Genomic DNA, 18,380 nt, shown 5'->3' with positions numbered 1-18,380 from the left:
AATTATGTGTTTAGTTTATCTAATTTCTGAATAGGGTTGCTATTGGCTTAATAGCTTCTTCAAAGGACGTTTCTTGAGGTGAAATGGCCATTCCATTATTTAATTTACCCACACCAGATATTACTATTTTATCGTTTGCCTCTAAACCAGATTCTACAACATAGAGATTATCAACAGTTCCCTTTACTTTTATTATAGACGTTACAACTTTGTTATCTTCACCAAGTTTAAAAATCATAATATTACCTTGTTGCTCAAAGGTTGCAGATTGTGGTACAACAATAGCATCTTTATATTCAATTGGAAATCTTATTTTTCCACTATTGCCATTAGTTAGAATTTCTTTTGGATTATCAAAAGCTGCTCTGATTTGAATAGTACCTGTACTCTGATTAATTTGACCAGTACTGGTTTGAATACGTCCTTTTTCAGAATACTCTTTTCCATTAGCTAAAATCAAGCTTAAATCTGGCGAATTTTTAATTCGCTCGGCTTTATTCTGACCTTCGGATCGTTGTAAATGATCAATGTATTGCGCTTCGTTAAAGCTAAAAAAGGCATACACTTGATCAATCTCACTAACTGTTGTTAGAGGTGTTACATCACTTGGACTAATTAAAGCACCTTCCCTAAAATTAATAGCACCTACGTAACCATCAATTGGGCTTTTTATAGTTGCGTAACCAATATTTGCAGAAATACTACTGTAATTAGCTTTTGCTTGCTCTAAATTAGCTTTTGCAGTTTCTAATTGTACTGCACTAATAATGTTCTTTTCTACAAGAGGAATCAACTTATCTACCTCTACTTGAGCAACATTAACTTGCGCTTTTGCGGCACTAGCATCTTGACTTAAAGACTGTGTTTCTAATTTAAATAACACCTCTCCTTTTTTTACTTTTTGGCCTTCATCTACATATACTTTTTCAATGTATCCAGAAGTTTTGGCTCTAACATCACTATTCACTCTTCCTTCTATTGTTGCTGGATAATCAACATAACCTGTTACCGTTTTAGTTTTTAACTGAGAGACTGGAAAAGGTGCTGGTGGTGCTTCGTTTAAAGGCTTGTTTTGTTCGCTGTTTCCACAACTAAAAACAACTAAGACTAAACTTAGTATTAAGAAAGTATTTAATTTATTCTTTTTCATTTTATGTCTATTAAATATTGAATTGGGTATCAGTTAATTTTTCTCTTAATGCTACTATTGATGAACTTGCTTCATCTAAAAATTGGATATAATCGTTATGAAAAGTTAATTCGAATTTTTCATCATCATTATCAATTTTGAGGCTATTTACAGCTTCTTTATAATTCTTAATTTCTAAATGTAATTCTCTAACTTCTTTCCACTCATTAATCATATTATCGATATGTTGAACAATCATATCTTTATTGATGATAAAGTATTTTTTACGATCTCCCGTTTTAGTGAAATACACTATTTTTTTTAAATCTTGTAAATGATTAAGGTGTGTTGAAATCGTACTTTTACTGGCACAAAGAATGGTCACCATATCTTCAAACGTGGTTCCTTTTTTACCAGTTAATATTATGTAAGACATAATACGAGCTGCAACAGGAGCTAGTTGCTCTCTGTTTTCTAAATGCACACCAAGTTTTTCAACTAATGCCATTTTCTCTTTGCAGATATTATCTTTCATTTTTTATTAATTTTTATTACTGTTTTAAGAAAACAAATACATCTACCACAGTAAAATTCTTTGCAAATATATTTTTTAGTTCGGAACAGACCGAACTAAACGAAGTTAATTTATTGTTAAATAAAAAAGCCGACTGTTAACAGTCGGCTGAATGTGTATTTTTTAAACATACAAAAGTATCATCTATTAACTTTCGAGCTAATAATAAAAAATTGAATTAAACCAATTACCCAATAAACAGGAAATCTAAAATAGGTGTATAATAAATTAATTGATTCATCTCCAGGACCCGAATTCAATTGTATTTCTATAATCATTGAAATTAAAGGAAGAATAAAGCCAAATACCCCAAAGGAAATAGCAGCTGGAAGACAACTATTAAAAATTGATAATTTATACCAAAAGCGAAAATTTAAAAATATTAGGAGGATAACTACTGCTAAATCAAAATAACCGAAAAGTATTTTTATTGTATCCATTTCTAAAGAGCCGACTTAAACTGCTCTAAGAAACGCACATCGTTTTCACTTAATAAACGAATATCACTAATTTGGTTCAGTAGCATCGCAATACGATCGATTCCCATACCAAAAGCAAAACCTGAGTAGGCTTTAGAATCGATACCGCAGTTTTCTAAAACATTAGGATCAACCATACCACAACCCATAATTTCTAACCAACCTGTGCCTTTGGTTATTTTATAATCGGTTTCGGTTTCTAAACCCCAATAAACGTCTACCTCAGCACTTGGCTCCGTAAATGGAAAGTATGACGGACGTAATCTAATCTTAGATTTCCCAAACATTTCAGTGGTAAAATATTGAAGTGTTTGCTTTAAATCTGCAAAACTCACGTCCTTATCTATGTATAAACCTTCAACTTGGTGAAAGAAACAATGTGAACGTGCAGAAATGGCTTCATTTCTGTACACACGACCTGGCGAAATAGTACGAATTGGTGGTTTATTATTTTCCATATAACGTACTTGTACCGAACTGGTATGCGTACGTAATAAAATATCAGGATCGGTTTGAATAAAGAATGTATCCTGCATATCTCTTGCTGGATGATATTCCGGTAAGTTTAATGCTGTAAAATTATGCCAATCGTCTTCTATTTCTGGTCCTTCACTTACATTAAAACCTATACGAGAAAAGATATCTATAATTTCATTTTTTACAATAGAAATAGGATGACGCGCACCAATAGCTATTGGCTCACCTGGTCTTGACAAATCACCGTAGATTCCCTTGTCTTCCTCTTGATTTTCAAAAGCTTCCTTTAGGGTATTAACCTTGTCTTCAGCTGTTTTTTTTAACTGATTTATGGTTTGCCCAAATTCTTTCTTTTGGTCGTTTGCTACATTTCTAAACTCAGCAAAATATTGATTCAGCAAACCTTTTTTGCCTAAATACTTTATTCTAAAAGCTTCAACTTCTTCTTTTGATTGTGCTTTAAAAGCTTCTGCTTCCGCAATGAGTTCTTTTAGTTTATCTATCATTTTATGCTGAATTTACTTGTGCTGAATTCGTTTCAGTTATTCATATCCCTTTATTCAGGCTGCAAATTTAAGTTTTTTTTGTTAGTATTGGTAGCTGAGCGTAGCCGAAGCTAGTCGATATATTCTGTTTCTACAAAATAGTTCACAATCGCTTCTTTCATTAACACACTTTGTTCTCCAGCTTTAAGATGAGGCAACTGTGCTTTTACTTTGTAATGTGGCCAGCCATCTTCATCTACAAAATCGAACTCATAAAAACCATATGGTTCTAAAAGCTTACATATTGCAATGTGCATTAAATCTAATTTGTGGTCTTTTTTATATTCGCGATGTATCTGCCCAAGTTCCTGAACACCAATTAAATATATAATAGAATCTAAATCTAATCGGTCACCATCGGCAAATTGGTTAGAGAGTTTTTCAACCACCAAATCCCATCGCTCCTTTAATTGTTCGTCTCTTGCCATACTCATTTCCCATAAAAAAGGGAATCTCTTTAATTACACTACTTTTTTTAAGACCTCAAAGTTAATAAACTAAAGCATCTTGATTTGCGTTATACTACTAAAATCGTAAAAATTATGTACGTTTGTTAAAACCGCTAGTATTATGAGTATCATTGACATTGTTTTGGCAGCACTTCTGTTATTTGGATTTATAAGAGGGCTTTTTAAAGGGCTTTTTGTTGAAGTTGCCTCGTTAGTTGCCTTAGTTTTGGGTGTTTGGGGAGCAATACATTTTAGCTACTTTGCCTCTGGCTTTTTAGAGTCTAAGGTGGATTGGAGTGAAAAGACAATTAACATCGTGGCCTTTGCCATAACTTTTGTGGTTATCGTTTTAGCCATTAGCTTAGCCGGAAAAGCACTGACAAAACTAGCTGACTTTGCAGCTTTAGGTATAATAAATAAACTGGCTGGTGGTGTTTTTGGAGCACTTAAAATAGGGTTAATATTGAGTATTCTTCTTATTGTATTTAATAAATTGAATAACACACTACCTTTTATGGAGCAAGAGGATATAGAGGAAAGCATACTTTATGAACCTGTAAAATCTTTAGCTCCAATGATTTTTCCTAACATAATTAAAAGTGAAGTAGTTGAATCTACTGAGGAAGAAGCATAAAAAAAGCCATTCTTTTAAAATGGCTTTAAGATTAATCTAAATGGTAAATTTCCATAATATCTTTAAGGAATTTTTCAAAATCAATTTTTAGATCTATTAATTTTCCTGAATGAACATCAAATACCCAACCATGTACTTTTAGACCTCTATCTCTATATGCTTTTTGTACTGCTGCAGTTTTAATTAAATTCACACACTGCTCTTTAACATTTAACTCAACTAAACGATCGTATTTCTTTTCTTCGTCCTTTATAGCATTCAATTCATTGCGATGTATTCTATATACATCACGTATGTTACGTAGCCAACCATTGAGAACTCCTAAATCAGCAGACTGCATAGCAGCTTTTACACCACCACAGGCATAATGTCCACAAACAACAACATGATTTACTTTTAAATGGGTTACGGCATATTCTACGACAGACATAGCGTTGAGGTCAATACCAGAAACCATATTGGCAATGTTACGATGCACAAAAACTTCGCCTGGTCCTAATCCCATTAAATCCTCTGCGGTTACTCTACTGTCAGAACATCCAATGTATAATAATTCTGGGTTTTGTCCCCTTCCTAACGCTTCAAAATAATTGGAATCAACAGCTAACTTCGCTTTAATCCATTTTTCGTTATTCTTAAATACATTTTCTAAATCCATAATAACTAATGTACGTCTTTTACATTAGATTTTACCCATTGCAGACAAGATTTAAAATCTTTAAAAATGTGTTCGTTTGGAATGAAATCTGGAATAATATCAATACGCTCCATCATATAGCGTGGTTGTCTTAACAGTCCAACAAACAAAACTTCCACATCATTCTTTTTTAATTCCTGAAGCATATCTTCCATGGCATATAGACCAGATTGATCCATATACTGCATACGTCCTAATCTTAAAATAACTGTTTTTGCAGTTTTAGGAATCTGCTGTGTTAGTGCTTGAAAATCACTTGTAGAACCAAAAAACAACGGTCCTTTAACATGTTTAATAAACACTTCTTCTTTTAAATTTGAAGGAAAATCAACCTCATCTGACCAAGCCTCTTCTTTTAGTGATTTTACATCAGAACGTTCTGCTGTTAAATCCCCTATTTTCTTCATAAACATAAGTGATGCTATAACTAAGCCAATACCTACTGCATATACCAAATCCCATAATGATGAAAGGACTAATACTATAAGCATGATTAAAACTTCAGAACTCAACTTAATTGGCCCAATCTTAATGTCTTTAGGAAGTGCAGGAATGGCTTTTAAACCTTTATAATCCATTACACCTATACCAACAGTAATTAAAATTCCTGCTAAAACTGCTGCAGGTATTTTTGAAGCTAATGGAGCAATTGCTAAAAGAATTACGAATAACAAAACACCAGCAATCATACCAGATAGTTTTGTTTTACCGCCAGAATTTATATTAACAACTGTACGAATGGTTGCTCCGGCACCAGGAATACCACCAAACATTGCTGCAATACTATTTCCTATACCTTGACCTATCAGCTCTTTATTTGGTTTGTGCTTTGTTTTGGTCATATTATCAGCAACTATACTGGTTAATAAGGAATCTATAGCACCTAAAAGTGATAGTGCTAAAGCGGTGAAAATATAGGGTTTTATACTGGTAAGACTAAAATTTGAAAATATTTCGGACTTAAACACTGGAAGACCTTCTGGTATTTGTGGTATAGGTCTATAATCTAAATTAGCCAAAATTGCTACAGCCGACATTACAATTAACGCTACTAAAGTACTTGGAACTTTGGTTGTTATTCGCTTAAACCCATAGATAATAAATATGGTGCCTAGTGCAAGAAGCAATTCAAGCCAATTAATATTCTGGATTGCTCTTGGAATAACTTTAAGCGCTCCTAAAACACCTGAAGCATTTTTTGCTGCAAGAGTTTGAGATTCTTTTAAAATATCATCTGGTGTAATTTTCTCTGCTCTAGAGATTGTTTCTTTAAAATTCTCTAAAACTAAAATACCTTCACCAGCTTCCTCCTTTAAAATATTTTCTAAAATAACCTCTTCTGCTTGTGGCTTAAACTGGTTTACATATTCAGCATCTTCTTTTGGGTAATATCCAAGTGACGGGAGAATTTGTGTTACCAATATAATAACTCCTATTGCAGTCATAAAACCAGAAACCACTGGATACGGAATGTACCTTATATATTTTCCTAAACCTATTGCACCTAAACCTATTTGTATTAAACCTGCTAATAAAAATACAGTAAGAATAGCTGGTAATGCTTTTTCTACACTACCATCATTAGCTGCAATAATACCTGCAATAACAACCATACTTACGGCTGTCATTGGAGCCGTAGGTCCGGAAATCTGAGTATTTGTTCCACCAAATAGCGCTGCAAAAAAACTAATAAATATAGCGCCATACAGACCAGCACTAGGCCCTAAACCAGAAGATACACCAAAGGCTAATGCCAAGGGTAAAGCCACTATTCCTGCTGTAATACCACCAAAAGCGTCTCCTTTGATGTTTTTGAATAAATCCTTCATAGTTTAGTTATTATGTTACTTTAAATTTAACAAATTAAATTATGACTTCCTCACTTTACTAAAAATTAACGAAAGCAATAATATTAATTTGGTCACGACCAGAAGTTTCAAAATACTGGTTCATATATCCTAGTTCCATTCTTAAATTATCTGAAAACTTATATCCCAAGCCTCCAAAAACCCTATTTCTATCAAAAACAGATGATTTAGTGTTTAAAAAAATCTCATTATATAAAGATAAATACAATGGATTTTTTCCTTCTTCTTTATATTGAAGCGGTACATTAATCCCTAAAAAATACCTGAAGCGCATTTTAAAATCGTCTTCTACAAAACGTTGTTCAAAGCGGTAACGATGGCTTAAACCTACATTCCCAATTTTTTGTTTTGTTGTAAATTGCTGAAAAATTCTATGTTCGTTAACGGAAACTTTGTCGTCGGTATTACCTATATAGTTTTCAGACAAAATATAACCATAACCTAGTAGAATATTGTCATTATTTTCAGATAAATTATAGCCAACACCAGTTCTTAAAAGTAACTGCTCTAAATCACCAATGGCATTGTAGTTCCTGTACTGAACTTCGTTGTGAATATTCCATTTAGAATTCAGTTTTTTATTACCAATGTAAATTAACCAATTTCCTAAATTACTATCTTGACTCATAGCAAAAAACGGCAACACTAATGCAATGATTAGTGTTGCTATTTTGCTTTTCTTTTTCATTTTATATTGATTCATCAATTGGATGTCTTTTTATGAGTAAAACTCAACAGCACCTGTGTTGATATCATACATAGCTCCAACAATCTTTATCTCACCATTTTTCTCCATCTCTGCTAATATTGGACTTTCTGCATAAATTCTGTCTATAGTTAATTCTACATTCTTCTTAGAAACCTCATCTACAAAATCTAAATTTTTAGAAGTTCTTAAGCTTTCATCCTTAGGTTCAGTAACTGCATTTACAGCAGGTGTAATTTTTTCTATTAACTTAGTTAAATTACCCATTTCTGCATGGTCACAAGCTCCTTTTACGGCACCACAACTTGTATGTCCAAGTACAACAATAAGTTTTGTACCTGCTAATTTGCAAGCAAATTCCATACTTCCTAAGATATCTTCGTTAACAAAATTACCTGCTATACGAACACTAAAAATATCACCTAAACCTTGATCAAATATTAATTCGGCTGATACTCTCGAGTCTATACAACTCAAAATTGTTGCAAATGGAAATTGACCTTCGCTAGTATCGTTTACTTGTTCTAAAAGGTTACGATTGGCTTTTAAGTTATCTTGAAACCTTTGATTTCCTTCTTTTAAATATTGCAATGACTTTTCTGGTGTCATTGTTGCTTGTGTTTCTCTTGTATGTGCTTTCATATATCTATATTTTTATATTTTATTAAATTCTGTTTTTAATTATGCTTCAGACACTAATAACGAAACATTCAACTTGCTTAACACTTCTTTTAATGGTGCTTCAGCATTTGTTGTGTCCTTAGTTTTGTTTTTAGCTCTATCTACACATAATAAATTAATGTTGTTTTTTATTAAATAAGAGGAAAGTGTAGTCATTGCATTAGCATTCTGCTCAAATACATATTCTACCATTTTCTCTCCATTTACACCTATAGTATTAGTTGTTTCTTTTTGGCCTTTAAGAATCCTAAAGGATTTTAATGGTGCTTTGGTGTGCGTCATAATATCTTTAGAAAACTCTTTGTCAAAAATTTTATTAGAACCATTTAATACTCCTAGCGTCATTTTTTCATTTGGTACTAATGCATTTTCATTTGAAGAAATCATTATAACTCCTTTAAACTTCTTTAACACAAAACGCGTAATACTATCACCTATGAGTTTAAAAGGCTTTGACTCACGCTGACCTAAAACAATAATATCTGGTTTAGAGGTTTTAATATAGTTTTTAATTTCCTCTTTTACATTTCCAAATGAGAACCTATAATCAATTGCAGTATTATATGTTTTTGAAACAGAATTAACCAATTCTTCAACCTTTTTTTTGGTGTTATTTTGTTCTTCATTTAAAGTTCTCATTGCAGATAACTGATTATCTCTATCAACAATATCTATGTATTGTTTAACATGAAATAATTCAATCTTAGCATCAATCATATTTGCTAAACTTATACTGCTTTTTAAAGTTGCACTGGCAGTTTTTGACAAGTCTGAAAGTACTAGTATTTTATATTTATAATTTTTCATAATATTCTAGCTTAAACTTATATTAGACTTAGGTCTTAACTGAAAAAACTCAATAAAACTTGGCGGATTTTCAACAATTCCACGTTTGGAAATTAATTTGATGTCAATATTCCGCTCTTTGGCCTTAAAAGCAAAATCGTCTAGAATTTCAATAATATCATAATCTAGATATCTTGTTTTTCTAACGTCGAATTCTAAATAGGTGTCTCTTGGCAAACTATCTAATTCTTTTAAAATGGCACCTTTATTAAAGAAGGTTACTTCTTCTGCAAGCACCATCTTAATTCTATGTTTACCATTACTCTTATCTTCTATATGAAGAAAGTGAGAGTTTTGGTAACTTTTTAATAGAATAACAACGATACCAACCATTAAACCTAAACCTATTCCAACCAATAAATCCGTAAAAACAATACCAATTACTGTAACAAAAAATGGAACAGATTGTTTCCAGCCTAATTTGTACATTTTTTTGAATAATGCTGGCTTAGCCAATTTATAACCTACTATTAAAAGTATAGCAGCTAAAACAGATAATGGAATTTGATTTAATAATCTCGGAATTAATATTACCGAAATCAACAATAAGAATCCGTGGATAATAGCAGACATTTTACTTTTACCACCAGACTGAATATTAGCAGAACTTCTTACAATTACTTGTGTAATAGGTAAACCTCCAATTAAACCAGATAAAATATTACCTGTTCCCTGAGCTAATAACTCTCTATTTGTTGGTGTTACGTTTTTGTCTGGATCTAATTTATCTGTTGCTTCAACACATAATAAAGTTTCTAAACTCGCAACTAACGCTATAGTAAATGCTACAATCCAAACTTCTGGATTTGTAATTGCAGAGAAATTAGGAAAACTAAATTGACCTATAAAAGAATCGAAACTATCTGGAACAGGTACACTTACTAAGTGCGATTCCGCAATGGATAAAGTCTCGTTCGATTGTGTTAGTACGTAAAAAATTATTCCTACCACAACAGCCACTAAAGGACCTTGAATAATTTCAAAAAACTTTCCTTTTTTGGCTAACACGTTGCTCCATAGCAGTAATATAGCCAATGAAATAAGCCCAATAACCATTGAACCTATTATGATATTATCAAAAATACCTAATAAGGCCGAAAATGTGTTTTCTCCTGATGACCAGGTAAAACTATCAGCTCCTTCTGGCTCTGCATCGTAACCAAAGAAATGAGGAATTTGCTTTAAAATAATGATAATTCCAATACCTGTAAGCATTCCCTTAATTACTGATGATGGAAAGTAATACCCAATAACTCCAGCTTTCAAAACGCCAAAAAGCAATTGTATAATTCCGCCTAATACAACGGCCACTAAAAAGTTTTCATAACTACCTAAAGTACCAATTGCAGTTAATACAATAGCTGCTAAACCAGCTGCAGGGCCACTAACTCCAATTTTAGATCCACTTAAAGACCCTACTACAATTCCTCCAATAATTCCGGCAATTAAACCAGAGAAGAGAGGTGCTCCACTGGCTAAGGCAATACCTAAACATAATGGTAATGCTACAAAAAATACAACGACACTTGCTGGCAAGTCGTTCTTTAATGTTTTAAACATTTGATATAATGATTTTTACTACTGAAGTGAATTCAATAGTTGTTTAATATTTATTTTGGGGACATAAAATGTCTAACGAAAAAAATATTAAATAAAATCGGGCGGTGGGGAAATTAAATTGAGATGTGGTTTTGGATATTGTTTAAACCTATATCCTATTAAATTAGCATTTGCTTCATCTTCAAACATGCCTCCAGAATCGAGACTAGTATGTTCGAAAACTAATTTTACATTCTGATTTTCTTCCTCTTCAGTAACACCATAGAAACAGGTTACGTCTATAGAGTCGTCAAAAGAAACAATAATAGTTGGCGCAGCGATAAGTGCCATTAATACAATGGTAAAAAAAACTGCGGATCTATATTTATACTTCTGAAACATAAGCCGCAAATATAATATTAAGAAATTAACATACTGTTAAATAATTTCTAAAAATCCTTTAACAACTTAATATCCTTAGATGGAATCCACCCTAAAGAATTGTCAGAAAGTTGAATCTTTTTCCAGTCTTCATAAGTTTCTAAAACCTGAACCTTAGTGCCTTCATGAAGCCTAAACACTTCTTCACTTGTTTGATTAGGATCTGCTTTTACTCTACTTTCTTGAGCAAAAACAATGGCAGGATTATCTTTCTTATTCAACCCTTCTTTTTGAAATGCCATTGCAACAGAAAAACATGCAATCACCAAACTTACAATACTCGACACAAATGCAATTCGCTTTTTTGATGTACTATAAGAAAAATAATACACCAAAAAAAGCAAAACAAATAACAACACGCCTACAACTGAAATTTTAGCCCAAGTATCCGTTTTAAAGGTGTTTACAACATTATTGATTAATTTACTAAAGCCAACCTTAGGGACTATATCAATGGCATCCACAGTCATTTTTTGAGCAAAAGATAAGTTGTTTTTTATCTCCTTGTCATTAGGGTTAAGTTTTAGTGCTTTTTCAAAATAGTATATGCTAGGTGCAATGTTATTTAGCTTATAATTAGCATTTCCTAAATTATAATACAGTTGTGCTGAATGATTTCCAGATTCTAAAATGGATTCATACTTATCAATCGCTTCAGCATATTTCCCATCATTATATAAAGCGTTTGCCTCCTCAAAATTTTTATTGTTTTGAGTAAAGCCAAATAGACTAAAACAAAGTAATGCTACAATAATTGTTCTCATGCTATCTTAACTGTTTATCTATAAGTGAAATGGTCTTTGCAGCTTTATCATAATCATTTTGCATAGTTACCTGCGTTATTGGTGTATATCTTGCCAATTCACAGTTTTCTAAAATTGAAATAAAATCTGAAACCACATTGCTTTCAACATGTTGTGCTGTAAGAAGGCTTTCTATTTTCTCTTTATTAAAATCACTGGTTTCAATATTAAGTTTCGCCTTTAAATAATTATGAAGCGCTCGCTCTAAAGCTTCATAGAATGATTCTTTTTGACCTAAATTTCTTTTTGCTTCACTTAAATATTTTCTTGCTAATCTGTCTGCCTTTCTTATACGGTTCCCTGTAACATCTGCATTGCGTTTGTCTCTATTTCTTCTAATAACAATCGCTAAAGGAATTGCTAAAAACGGAAATAACAATAGTGACCAAAACGTTGTAGTATTAAAAAATGGTTTGCGTTTTATACTAGACCAATTAGACGATGTCTTTATAAATGAAAACGTATTGGTGTTTGGTCTAACCGTTTGCTTTGTATTAGTTGCCGCTGTATCATTAGTATTTGCTGCATCTGGACCATCTAATACATTAATAACAATTTCATTGGCTGTAATACGTTTATAGCTTTCTGTATCTAAATCAAAGTACGAAAATGAAATAGGTGGTATAGGATATTTTCCTCTATACTGCGGCACAATAGTATAAGTATCTGATATACTTCCTTGCATTCCGCTTAAATTGGTTCTTACATTTTCGTTGTGCTCTGGTTCATAGACTTCGAGCGAACTCGGTGTAGATAACTTAGGCAGCTCAAATAACTTTAAGTTTCCTTTTCCTGAAACTTCTATTTTAGCCTGAAGTGATTCTGTGGCATCTAATTCTGTTTTTGTTGTAGTTACCTTAAACGTAAAATCACCAACAGCTCCTTTAAAATCTGAAGGCTTATTCACTTCCGGAAGCGGTTTTACATCTATTGTTCTACTACCTGCAGTTACAGTTTTTGGTACTTTGGTCATTATAGGGCGACCAAAAATATCTGCTCTGCCAGTTGGTACTTCTACTGTAATGTCTAAAACCAAAGGTTCTATTTTTAGCTTTCCAGTTTTTTGAGGATACAATACTGTTTTTCTGAGAACTACATAACGATATTCTTCTCCTTTATACAATCCTTTTTGGATATTAAGTCCTTTGATTTCTATATTTTGACTCCAAAAATCATTATACCTTGGATTGTCTTTTTCTCTCCAGTTACTGACTCCTGTTTCTGGCGAAACATACAATTTATACACAACCGTAAAGCCTTCATTTAAGTACGGATTGGTTTTAGAAACCTCAGCTACCAGATGTATATTTTCTGAGGCAATGTCTGATGCGTCTGGTGGGCCATTAGGTTTGTCAACAGCAGCTGTAACATTGATTGTAACAGGAAACGTTTTGTATATTTCACCATCAATCTCAATCGTAGCTTGCTTTATCGTAAAGGTTCCCCTTTTTTTTGGAGCTAAAAAATAACTGTAGGTTTTAGAATAAGATCGTTTACCATTTACCCAAGAGTTACTGACGGAAGTATTTGGTCCTCCAACAACAGTAAAATCATTAAAACTTGGAGGCACAAAATTGTCGCCATCTTGATTCATCTCAAAATCTATGCGCAAACGCTCATTTACACCAAGTTTTTTCTTGCTAACCTTAGCTTCAAATTTAACTTGTGCAGAAGCTATACTTGTTGCAAGCAGTATGAATAATATCGATATGTTTTTTATGAATTTCATTTTGTTATAAAGCACTTCGACTGCGCTCAGTGTGACAACTGAAAACTGCGACTACGAACTAATTACCAATCTTTTTCGGTTTTTACTTTAGCTCCTTTTTGTTTTTCTGCATTTATCTTTTCTTGTACTTTCTGTTCTTGGTTTTGCATTGCCTCTAATATGTTTTTTATCTGCTGTGGAGACATTTGCCCTGGCTTAGGCTTAGGTTTTTCGTTTGGTTTCTTTTTATCATCATCACCTTTACCATCGTCTTTTTTCTCATCCTTAGGCTTTCCGTTATCATCCTCTTCTTTATCTCCTTCTTTTTTGCCCTTATCGCCTTCGTCCTTTTTATCTTGATCTTCTTTATTTTCGTCTTCTTTCTTCTCTTCGTTTTCTTTGTTTTTTTCCTCTTCTTTGTTTTCGTCCTTTTTATCGTCTTCGCCACCACCATCTTCTTGTTGGTTAGCACAGTCTTTTGCTAAGGCCAAATTATAACGTGTTTCTTCGTCAGTTGGGTTATTTCTTAAGGCATTTTTAAATGCTTCTACTGCTTCTTTGCATTGTTTTTCTTGCATTAAGATATTACCAATATTATGGAATGCTCTGTGCTTCTCATCTTTAGTCTTAGCATTTTTTGCTGCCTCCTGGCTTCTAAATAACGCTTCTTCAAAACTTCCTTTTCTAAAATACGAATGTGCTAAATTATAAGAACCAACAGCTTTACTCGGAGCTTTGGCAATGGCTTTTCTGTATTCCATTTCGGCTTCGACATAGTTATCTGCCTCAACTAACTCATTGGCATTATACACCAAATTTGCTGCTGTTTTTTCTGCTTTTAATTGTTCTTTGTTGGTTTCTTGCGAAAACCCTAAACATCCAACTAAAGCTATAATTAGTAATGTGTAAAACTTCATTTTACTCACTTTTTAATTTAAATTTTGTTTGAAGACAAACCGTTTCCTTTTTAATCTTTATACAATCGGGAACCGTTGTCTATCCAATTTAAAATTAGCAAACCCTTTTATAATTCAACGTTAAAGAATATCTAAAAGTTTTCATTAAACAAATTCAACTTCTTTAACCAGGCTGTTTTACGCTCTAGGAATAATATATCAATAAACAACAATAAAATCCCTAAACCTAAAAACCATTGGAATTGGTCTTTAAAATCTGCTATTTGCTTAGATTCAAATTCCTTTTTGTCCATTTTATTGAGAATATCCTTAATGGTTTCTACAACTTCAGTTGTATTGCTCCCATTGATGTAAACACCATTTGTTTCTTCTGCTATTTCTTTTAAAGTGGTTTCGTCTAAGCGTGTGATAACAGTTTCTCCATTGTTATCCTTTTTGTAATTTAATATTACGCCATTTCTTTTTATTGGTATTGGACCACCTTTAGTATCACCTACACCTACCGTTAATATCCTAATACCTTCTTCATTAGCTTCTTCCGCAATATCAACAGCTTCACCACCATGATCTTCTCCATCTGAAATAATAATTAGAATCCTATTGGTTTGCTCTTCATCATCGTAATAGGTTTTTGCAAGTTGAATAGCTTCATGGATTGCTGTTCCTTGTGAAGACAACATATCTGTATTCATGTTTTGCAAAAACATCTTTGCCGATGCGTAATCTGTTGTAATCGGTAATTGTGGAAATGCTTTACCAGCATAAGCAATAATACCAACTCTATCACTGGCCAAACTATTAATGATTTGCGTGACCAATTGCTTAGATTTTTCTAATCGGTTTGGTGCAATATCTTCTGCCAGCATACTTTTTGAAACATCTACCGCAAATACAATATCCACACCTTGACTACGAACAGTTTCTAATTTTGTACCAATTTTTGGGTTTACCAATGCTAATGACAAACACGCAAATGCTGCACAAAGTACTAAGACTTTTAGTACACTTTTAAAAAGTGATTGATTAGGACTTAAACGCTTTAGCAAATTTCTATCCGCAAATTTCTTTTGCGCAGAGCGTCTCCATACTTGTAATAACACAAATAGCAAAATAATTACTGGAATAACCAGCAATGTCCAAAACCATATTTTTTCGTCGAGTCTAAACAAAGCTTCTAAATATTGTGTTTCGTAATAGTATTTCAATTAAAAGAAGTAATCCGGCTAACAGAACCAGTGGTCTGTATTTTTCATCATAATTGTAGTACTTCTTTTCTTCAATTTCAGTTTTCTCTAGCTTATTGATTTCATTATAAATCTCGGCTAACTTTTTGTTATTTGTAGCTCTAAAATATTTACCACCTGTAACATCGGCTATTTCCTTTAACAAATCCTCATCAATTTCCACTTGTTGACTGCCATATTGAAATGTTCCGTTTGGATTTATTCTTACAGGAGACAAAGCCATTCCATTTGTACCTAATCCTATGGTGTAAACTTTTATACCATATTCTACAGCTAATTCGCTTGCGATTTTAGGATCTATAAAACCTGAATTGTTAACACCATCAGTTAATAGTATAATAACTTTACTCTTAGCTCTACTATCTTTTAATCGGTTTACAGAAGTTGCTAATCCCATGCCTATAGCTGTACCTCCTTCAATTATGGTATTATACTTTATATCTCTAAGCGATCTTTGCACAATAGATTTATCGCTTGTAATTGGTGTTTTTGTGTAAGCTTCTCCTGCATATTCTACAAGACCTATTCTGTCATTAGGACGACCATCAATAAAATCTGAAGCTACTTCTTTTAAAGCTTCTAGTCGGTTTGGTCTTAAATCTTTTGCCAACATACTCGCAGACACATCAATAGACATAACAATATCTATACCTCTTGTTGTTTTGGTTTTTGTTGACACATCAACAGTTCTTGGTCTGGCTAATGCGGTTATCAATAACCCTAAAGCGATTAAGCGTAATGCAAAAAGCACATGCCTAAACTTTGACCAAAAAGAAGATGTTGATTTAAATCCCTTAATACTAGAAATTTTTAGCTCAGCCGTTTGCTTATTATGTTTAAAAACATACCAAGCTATTGCTATTGGCAATAGCAACAGAAACCAAAATAGTTCTTTATTTAAAAATTCTATATGCTCAAACATTATTTATCCTCTTCTTCTGGTTCATCTGGATTAAGCTCAATGGAATCAACAATACGCTGTACCATTTTGTCTGCATAATCATCATTATCTGGCCAGGTTATTATTATTTGTTGCAATACATTTTTTTGATTTGAAAAACAAAGCAACATATACTCCGCATTAACCACAGAATTGGTATTTGGAATTTTAATACTTAACGTTCCAAATGTTTTTAATCCTTCGGCAGCGTTTGGTGTAATAAATTGTTCGCGCTTAACAGATATATCTGTTGCTCCTTGTGCCTCAAACCCTTTAAGACTTTCTTCCGAAACTTTTAATAAATCAAACGTTGGATTTTCATTATCCTCACCTTGTTGTGCCTGTTGTGGCACTTTGAGTGTTGTTGTATTAACACCTATGCTAAAAATGTCGAGCATAGTGCCATATACAAATGTTGTCATTGAAAGTTGTTCTTTCGCTTCTTCAGGAATCGGTGGATTTACACGTTTTAAAACTCTTGGTGTTTCTATCCAAACAGGTGGAAAACCGTAAGCACTTTCTACCCATTCTCCTTCCAACAATTCTTTACTTTCATGACCAATTATGGTATCTTTTACATATTCAAAACCATATTTAATACCGAAACCGACGAACGTAGCAATAAGCAAAAACAAAGAAATAGCCACAGTAAGAATAACTTTTCTACGTTTCTTCTTGCGTTCTTGTTCTTCTCTATATTGTTGATCTAATAATTTTTCTTCTTCTGTTGGTTCTGGCAAACTTTCTTTTACATGATCTATCTCTCTATCTATTGTGGACTTGTCCATTTCCGCCAGTGCTGTGTCTGGAGCTGATTTAGCAAACTTTACCAAATCGGCACGTTTTAAGATAGACTCAATGTTTTTTATAGTGTCTTTAGATAAGTCTATTTGATTACCTTCCTTAAGTAGTTGCAATCTTGAAATAAGCTCGTCTGTTGTACTCTCCAATGCACGATCGTACACTTTTTCGTCAAGGTATTTTCTTATGATAAAGGTTAATTCTGAATAAAATTCTTTGACTTCAGAACGTATTAAATACTGACTTTCATCTAACTTTTTTAAAGCTAACTTTGCTCTATCGTAAGGTGGTAAAAGGGCAATTTCTTCTTCCTCTGTTAGAGGTTTTTGCCTCCAAATAAACCAGTATAGCAAAAAGGCAACTAAAGCTAATGCTACCAAAATGCCTAATAACCATTTCCACCAATTGCCTCCACTTTTTTCTACCTCAAAAATTGGTTTTATATCGTAGAGGTTTTGCTTTGTGGTATCAACTTCAACTGTATTAACATCTACACGCAACGAATCGGTAAAAAAAGGCTTTTCGTTAATAATTACCTTTTGTTGCGGAATGGTATATGAACCCGAATCGAACTGTGTAAGTTTGTATATCCTAGACAATAAAAACTTAGCATCCTTTTTGGTAGTATCTATTTTTAATGCTTCAACAGCCTCTAAAGGCATAAAGGTTTGTCCTTCTGGAAACACTACTAAAGCTGTAGAATCTGCCTCTACTTTAATTTTATAATTAATTTGCTCTCCAATTCGGATTTTAGTAGTGTCAACTTCAGATTTCACTTGTGAAAACGATACGAAAGAAAAAAGAAAAAAGAACATAAAAAAGACAACGGAAGACCTTTGACGGAATACCGAAGTTTTCATTAATCCTTTATTATTAATTGGTAAATCGTAAATCATGATTCG

General features: G+C 32.8%; 18 protein-coding genes. 1 reads left to right on the top strand and 17 read right to left on the bottom strand.

Annotated elements, in window-relative coordinates; genetic code table 11:
• Positions 1 to 19: 19 nt before the first annotated feature.
• From ACFFGA_RS03835 to ACFFGA_RS03820, 4 genes are all read right to left on the bottom strand, one after another.
• The gene (locus ACFFGA_RS03835; protein WP_386059893.1) at positions 20 to 1,150 is read right to left on the bottom strand and encodes an efflux RND transporter periplasmic adaptor subunit; all 1,131 of its coding nucleotides are present in this window, start codon (positions 1,148 to 1,150) and stop codon (positions 20 to 22) included.
• A 10-nt stretch (positions 1,151 to 1,160) separates the two neighbouring features.
• Positions 1,161 to 1,664 (bottom strand): GbsR/MarR family transcriptional regulator, encoded by a 504-nt coding sequence (locus tag ACFFGA_RS03830; protein WP_386059890.1) that lies wholly within the window; start codon positions 1,662 to 1,664, stop codon positions 1,161 to 1,163.
• A gap of 481 nt (positions 1,665 to 2,145) precedes the next feature.
• Positions 2,146 to 3,165, bottom strand: coding sequence for a phenylalanine--tRNA ligase subunit alpha (gene pheS, locus ACFFGA_RS03825; protein WP_386059887.1), 1,020 nt, complete (start codon positions 3,163 to 3,165; stop codon positions 2,146 to 2,148).
• Positions 3,166 to 3,275: 110 nt separating this feature from the next.
• Positions 3,276 to 3,632: a hypothetical protein gene (locus tag ACFFGA_RS03820; RefSeq protein WP_386059884.1), complete on the bottom strand. Its 357-nt coding sequence runs from the start codon at positions 3,630 to 3,632 to the stop codon at positions 3,276 to 3,278.
• Positions 3,633 to 3,774: 142 nt separating this feature from the next.
• Here ACFFGA_RS03820 and ACFFGA_RS03815 point away from each other — a divergent pair, with 142 nt between their 5' ends.
• Entirely contained in the window at positions 3,775 to 4,287 is a 513-nt protein-coding gene (locus ACFFGA_RS03815) for a CvpA family protein (protein ID WP_386059881.1), read from the top strand.
• A gap of 31 nt (positions 4,288 to 4,318) precedes the next feature.
• Here ACFFGA_RS03815 and ACFFGA_RS03810 read toward each other — a convergent pair whose 3' ends face one another.
• The 13 genes from ACFFGA_RS03810 to ACFFGA_RS03750 all read right to left on the bottom strand — a co-directional run bounded on the left by ACFFGA_RS03810 (position 4,319) and on the right by ACFFGA_RS03750 (position 18,374).
• Positions 4,319 to 4,945 (bottom strand): carbonic anhydrase, encoded by a 627-nt coding sequence (locus tag ACFFGA_RS03810; protein ID WP_386059879.1) that lies wholly within the window; start codon positions 4,943 to 4,945, stop codon positions 4,319 to 4,321.
• 5 nt (positions 4,946 to 4,950) lie between these two features.
• Positions 4,951 to 6,813, bottom strand: a complete 1,863-nt coding sequence (locus ACFFGA_RS03805) for a SulP family inorganic anion transporter (RefSeq protein ID WP_386059877.1) — start codon at positions 6,811 to 6,813, stop codon at positions 4,951 to 4,953.
• 58 nt (positions 6,814 to 6,871) lie between these two features.
• Positions 6,872 to 7,540, bottom strand: coding sequence for a DUF2490 domain-containing protein (locus ACFFGA_RS03800; protein WP_386059874.1), 669 nt, complete (start codon positions 7,538 to 7,540; stop codon positions 6,872 to 6,874).
• Positions 7,541 to 7,570: 30 nt separating this feature from the next.
• Positions 7,571 to 8,200 (bottom strand): carbonic anhydrase family protein, encoded by a 630-nt coding sequence (locus tag ACFFGA_RS03795; protein WP_386059871.1) that lies wholly within the window; start codon positions 8,198 to 8,200, stop codon positions 7,571 to 7,573.
• A gap of 39 nt (positions 8,201 to 8,239) precedes the next feature.
• Positions 8,240 to 9,046, bottom strand: a complete 807-nt coding sequence (locus ACFFGA_RS03790) for a universal stress protein (protein ID WP_386059868.1) — start codon at positions 9,044 to 9,046, stop codon at positions 8,240 to 8,242.
• Between the two features lie 6 nt (positions 9,047 to 9,052).
• Positions 9,053 to 10,645 carry a SulP family inorganic anion transporter gene (locus ACFFGA_RS03785; protein ID WP_386059865.1) on the bottom strand — a complete coding sequence of 531 codons (1,593 nt, stop codon included), beginning with the start codon at positions 10,643 to 10,645 and terminating at the stop codon, positions 9,053 to 9,055.
• A gap of 87 nt (positions 10,646 to 10,732) precedes the next feature.
• Positions 10,733 to 10,975 carry a hypothetical protein gene (locus tag ACFFGA_RS03780; RefSeq protein WP_386059863.1) on the bottom strand — a complete coding sequence of 81 codons (243 nt, stop codon included), beginning with the start codon at positions 10,973 to 10,975 and terminating at the stop codon, positions 10,733 to 10,735.
• A 98-nt stretch (positions 10,976 to 11,073) separates the two neighbouring features.
• The gene (locus ACFFGA_RS03775; protein WP_386059861.1) at positions 11,074 to 11,829 is read right to left on the bottom strand and encodes a tetratricopeptide repeat protein; all 756 of its coding nucleotides are present in this window, start codon (positions 11,827 to 11,829) and stop codon (positions 11,074 to 11,076) included.
• Position 11,830: 1 nt separating this feature from the next.
• Positions 11,831 to 13,597, bottom strand: a complete 1,767-nt coding sequence (locus tag ACFFGA_RS03770) for a BatD family protein (protein WP_386059859.1) — start codon at positions 13,595 to 13,597, stop codon at positions 11,831 to 11,833.
• 62 nt (positions 13,598 to 13,659) lie between these two features.
• Positions 13,660 to 14,493: an aerotolerance regulator BatC gene (locus ACFFGA_RS03765; protein WP_386059857.1), complete on the bottom strand. Its 834-nt coding sequence runs from the start codon at positions 14,491 to 14,493 to the stop codon at positions 13,660 to 13,662.
• 131 nt (positions 14,494 to 14,624) lie between these two features.
• A complete protein-coding gene (locus ACFFGA_RS03760; RefSeq protein ID WP_386060626.1) occupies positions 14,625 to 15,662 on the bottom strand; it encodes a vWA domain-containing protein in 1,038 nt (345 codons plus the stop codon).
• Positions 15,655 to 16,659, bottom strand: a complete 1,005-nt coding sequence (locus tag ACFFGA_RS03755; protein WP_386059854.1) for a vWA domain-containing protein — start codon at positions 16,657 to 16,659, stop codon at positions 15,655 to 15,657. The genes ACFFGA_RS03760 and ACFFGA_RS03755 overlap by 8 nt, the downstream gene beginning before the upstream one ends.
• Positions 16,659 to 18,374, bottom strand: coding sequence for a hypothetical protein (locus ACFFGA_RS03750; protein ID WP_386059851.1), 1,716 nt, complete (start codon positions 18,372 to 18,374; stop codon positions 16,659 to 16,661). Before ACFFGA_RS03750 ends, ACFFGA_RS03755 begins: the two co-directional genes overlap by 1 nt.
• Positions 18,375 to 18,380 lie beyond the last annotated feature (6 nt).

The organism is Winogradskyella pulchriflava (genome assembly GCF_042434315.1).
GTDB lineage: Bacteria > Bacteroidota > Bacteroidia > Flavobacteriales > Flavobacteriaceae > Winogradskyella > Winogradskyella pulchriflava.
The sequence above is the reverse complement of the archived record's forward strand: the minus strand, read 5'-3'. Positions and strand labels throughout refer to the sequence as shown.